The 3640-nt window shown below is 62.5% G+C and carries 4 protein-coding genes; 2 read left to right on the top strand and 2 right to left on the bottom strand.

The genetic code is table 11. The annotated features are described in order from the left end of the window. The first annotated feature begins 201 nt into the window (after positions 1-201). Positions 202-399: a 30S ribosomal protein S21 gene (rpsU, locus tag VIO10_RS12700; protein WP_304820716.1), complete on the top strand. Its 198-nt coding sequence runs from the start codon at positions 202-204 to the stop codon at positions 397-399. 67 nt (positions 400-466) lie between these two features. Here rpsU and VIO10_RS12695 read toward each other — a convergent pair whose 3' ends face one another. Then, a complete protein-coding gene (locus VIO10_RS12695; RefSeq protein WP_331964684.1) occupies positions 467-1165 on the bottom strand; it encodes a hypothetical protein in 699 nt (232 codons plus the stop codon). Positions 1166-1313: 148 nt separating this feature from the next. On the opposite strand from VIO10_RS12695, the gene VIO10_RS12690 reads away from it, so the two are divergent. Beyond that, positions 1314-1634 (top strand): hypothetical protein, encoded by a 321-nt coding sequence (locus tag VIO10_RS12690; RefSeq protein ID WP_331964682.1) that lies wholly within the window; start codon positions 1314-1316, stop codon positions 1632-1634. Positions 1635-1865: 231 nt separating this feature from the next. On the opposite strand, the gene VIO10_RS12685 is transcribed toward VIO10_RS12690, so the two are convergent. Continuing rightward, positions 1866-3449 carry a DHA2 family efflux MFS transporter permease subunit gene (locus tag VIO10_RS12685; RefSeq protein WP_331964680.1) on the bottom strand — a complete coding sequence of 528 codons (1584 nt, stop codon included), beginning with the start codon at positions 3447-3449 and terminating at the stop codon, positions 1866-1868. Positions 3450-3640: the final 191 nt, after the last annotated feature.

The following is a 3640-nucleotide window of genomic DNA, read 5'->3' as shown; positions in this document are numbered from 1 at the left end:
GGCCCCTGCCAACTGCTTAATACTGCGCTGCCGTCGCCACGGCCCCCTGCCCATTGCTTTACCAGACGCGGGTTGTGCGGATGAAGAGGAATTGCGAGGTCCGCGGAGAACATCTGGTTGCGCCGATGCGCCGGTGCTGGTTGACTCTGACCAAGGGCCGACTTAAGCTCGGTGGGCTAATCAGCGGATGGACGGAGGACTATGGAAATTCGGGTCGAAGGCTCCCTTGATCAGGCGATGCGAGTACTCAAACGCAAGCTGGCCAAGGAGGGTGTATTCAAGGAGATGAAGAAGCGGGCTTTTTACGAGAAGCCCAGCGTCCGCCGCAAGCGCAAGCGTTCCGAGGCCCAGCGCCGCCGCCGTAAGGAACAGCGCCGCCGTCGCGCGTCCGCTATGTAATTTTTTCAGTGAATCCGGTTTTGCGCTAATAGTCAGGCGAAAATTCCCCTTCCTGTACGCGACGTAGCTACGCTGGTAGAGGACGCCAAGTGAAGATCACCTGGCGGCCCGCGACGTAGCAATCCAAATCATAATGAGGCAGGCCGCCTGCGGTCCGGTGGAGGCGAAAATTCTCGACCGCCCGATGCAGCGCGTCGGGGGTCAGCGCCCCATCCACGCACTTGCCCTCGAGTTGCTGCGCGCGCACCTCGGCGCCCAGGTGGACGGGGAGGCATCGGCTCCCGCAATGCTGATCGAGAGGACCAGCGCCCACGCACGAGCATCGCAGGCATAACACGACGGGTCCGCGGTCGTCGCTGGGCGCGGCGAAGAACTCGCGCTCGAGGCGATCCAGCCCCATCGCGCATTCACACCATGCTTCGCGCGCGCGCTCGGTGGAAAAGCGCCGAATCGCCCGAGCCAGCTCGCGCATCAAAGTTTCATTTGAGCGCGGTTCCAGCGCGACGATCGAGTCGTCCTCGACACGCATCGAGGACCCCAGTTGCTCGGCCAGGAAATGGCGCAGATTGATCGGCAGGCGGCTGCCGAGCTGCAAACGCTGCATCTTCCACGCCGACGCCTCGACTTGCGCGCTACGCGCCAGGCGTGAAACCGCCCGCGGGCTGCCGAATGCCGACAATGATTGCAGACGCTCCAACGGCGACGGCGCGCCGCAGGCAAATCGCGATGCGTGCGCGCGTCGATGAACCAGGCGTCCGTTTCGCACAACTCAACCTCCCAGGGCTTCGAGTTCCGGTCGGCGTGCCGCGGTCGAGGGCGTGCGAACGCACGTGCATCGGCGCGCGGCCTTACCGCCGGACACCATCAGGGACCGTCGGACAGATATTTCAAATTTCGAATTGGAACTGCGAGTGATGGGTGAGAAATCGATTCGGGAAATGCCGGAAATGCGTCGTATAGCCGCTGCGTCGCGCCAACAACTCCAGCCGCTGCGCCCGAGGGCGCCGACTTCAGGGCTCCGAGATCGAAAAGCGCCAAAACAAACTTGCGCCATGCGCACCGGCTCTTTTCATCGGACCATCAGCCCGCTCAGCATCCGCAACGCCCGCCCGCCTGCCCACGCCACTTCTCAATCCAAGCAGCGGCTCGATGGATATGCGCGCGTCGACTCGGTGGTCAGATCCTCCGACTTGGCCGATGCGATCCGCGCGACGTTTTCAGGCCATCAAAAGTAACGATCAATACAACCGGCATCTTAACTAGCGCGCGTGCCGTGGCCGGGCAATATTGAACGATCGATTAATATCCGGTTCGAAACTTGACAAGCGATGGCCCCCGTGTCCTTTTTCACGCGCGATCCGAACGCGCCACAGCCGCAAAATGAGGCGCGCTGATGAGGCTGCGTCAGGAAACCGAAACCGCAGGGGCCAGCCCCTGCGGTTTCGCACGTCGGCCTTGCGATTTTTTTAGTGGTTCGCTTCGGCCGGCAGATTGCGCGTGTCACGCTTGAGGAACAGGAACGTCGGCACCAGCACCAGCATCAGCACGCACAGCATTCGGTAGATGTCGTTGAACGACAGCATCATCGCCTGCCGCTGCACCATCCCGTAGAGCATCATCATGCCGTGCTTGTGTCCCATCGCGAATTCATGACCCAGGTTGAGGCCGCCGGGCATCTGCATATGCGGGAGCGTGAAGACCGTGATGTGCTCGACGAGATAGCTCTGATTGACCTGCTGGCGGTGAATCAGCAGCGTCGTCAGGTACGACGTACCGATCGCGGCGCCCAGGTTGCGCGTGACTGAATAGAGACTCGCCGCGCGCCCCATCTTGAACTTCTCCATCGAGCTGAGCGCCGCCGCCGACAAGCCCGGGAATATCAAGCCGGTGCCCAACCCCTGGACCACGGTGGGCCACACGATTCGCCGCACGTCCGAGGCGAGATTAAGCCCCGCCATCTCCCACATCGCGAATGCGACCAGGGCAAAGCCGATGCCGACCAGCGGCCGGATGTCACCGCCGCGGCGCGCGATCGTGCCCAGCACGATCATCGAGAACATCGTGCCGAAACCGCGCGGCGCCATCACCAGCCCGGCGCGCGAGGCGGTGTAACCGAGCGTCTCCTGCAGAAACACGGGGTTGAGGATCGCGGTGCCGTAGAGGGTGAAGGTCAGAAAAATTATCAGGGTGACCGGCAGCGTGAAGCTCATGTTCTCCAGAATCGAGAGATCGACGACCGGGTCTTCGGTGTGCAGCTCATGATAGATCAGCACCGCGAGCGAGATGAGCGCGGCGGCCGTGCAGTAAACCACCCAATCGCTGTGGAACCAGTCGGCGCGCTCGCCGCGATCGAGCACGATTTCGCCCAGCCCGAGCGTGACGAACAGGCAGGTGATGCCGAGCAGATCGATGCGCCCGCGCCGCAGGTTGCGCATGTACGGCGGGTCATCGACGAATCGATACACCATGAACGCGGCCAGCGTGCCGATCGGCACGTTGATATAGAAGTTCCAGCGCCAGGTCCACGCGTCGGTGATATAGCCGCCGATCGTCGGGCCCATGATCGGCGCGACCATCATTCCGATTCCCCACACCGCCATCGCCATCGCCTGCTCGCGCGGTGGAAACGTCTCCATCAGGATCGCCTGCGACAGCGGCATCATCGCCGCGCCCGCCGCACCCTGCATCAGGCGGAAAAAAACAATCTGGTTGAGCGATTGCGCCACGCCGCACAGCGCCGACGACACGATAAACATCGCGATCGACGCCACGAAGTAGCGCTTGCGCCCGAAGCGCTCGGCGATCCACCCGGTCATCGGGATCATGATTCCCGCGGCGACCAGGTACGACGTCACCACCCACGCGATTTCGTCCACGCTCGCCGAGAAGCTGCCCTGCATGTGCGGGAGAGAGACGTTGACGATCGAGCTGTCGAGCACCTCGAGCACGGTGCCCAGCATGACGGAGAACGCGATTACCCACTTGCGCGTCGAGGAAAACTCATGGACCTCGTGCGTCGGTTGAACGAGCGGTTTGGGGGTCGCGGCCATTGAGGAAATCCCCGCCTAAGCTACAAATCGGGCGGGATGGATGCAAAAGACCGCAACCCGCAATGCGGTCATCGAGCTCGGCCGCAAGCGCAGAATCCAAAGGGAACGTGATTGAATGTGAAACCCGCGGTGGGTTTGCAGGGGTGACCCCTTCACCCAGTATTAAGGCCGCCCGCCGTTGGCGGGCGCGG

This window comes from Candidatus Binatus sp., assembly GCF_036567905.1.
In the GTDB taxonomy this organism is placed as follows: Bacteria; Desulfobacterota; Binatia; order Binatales; family Binataceae; genus Binatus.
Note: the sequence above shows the minus strand (reverse complement) of the source record. Positions and strands in the feature narration are given on the sequence as shown.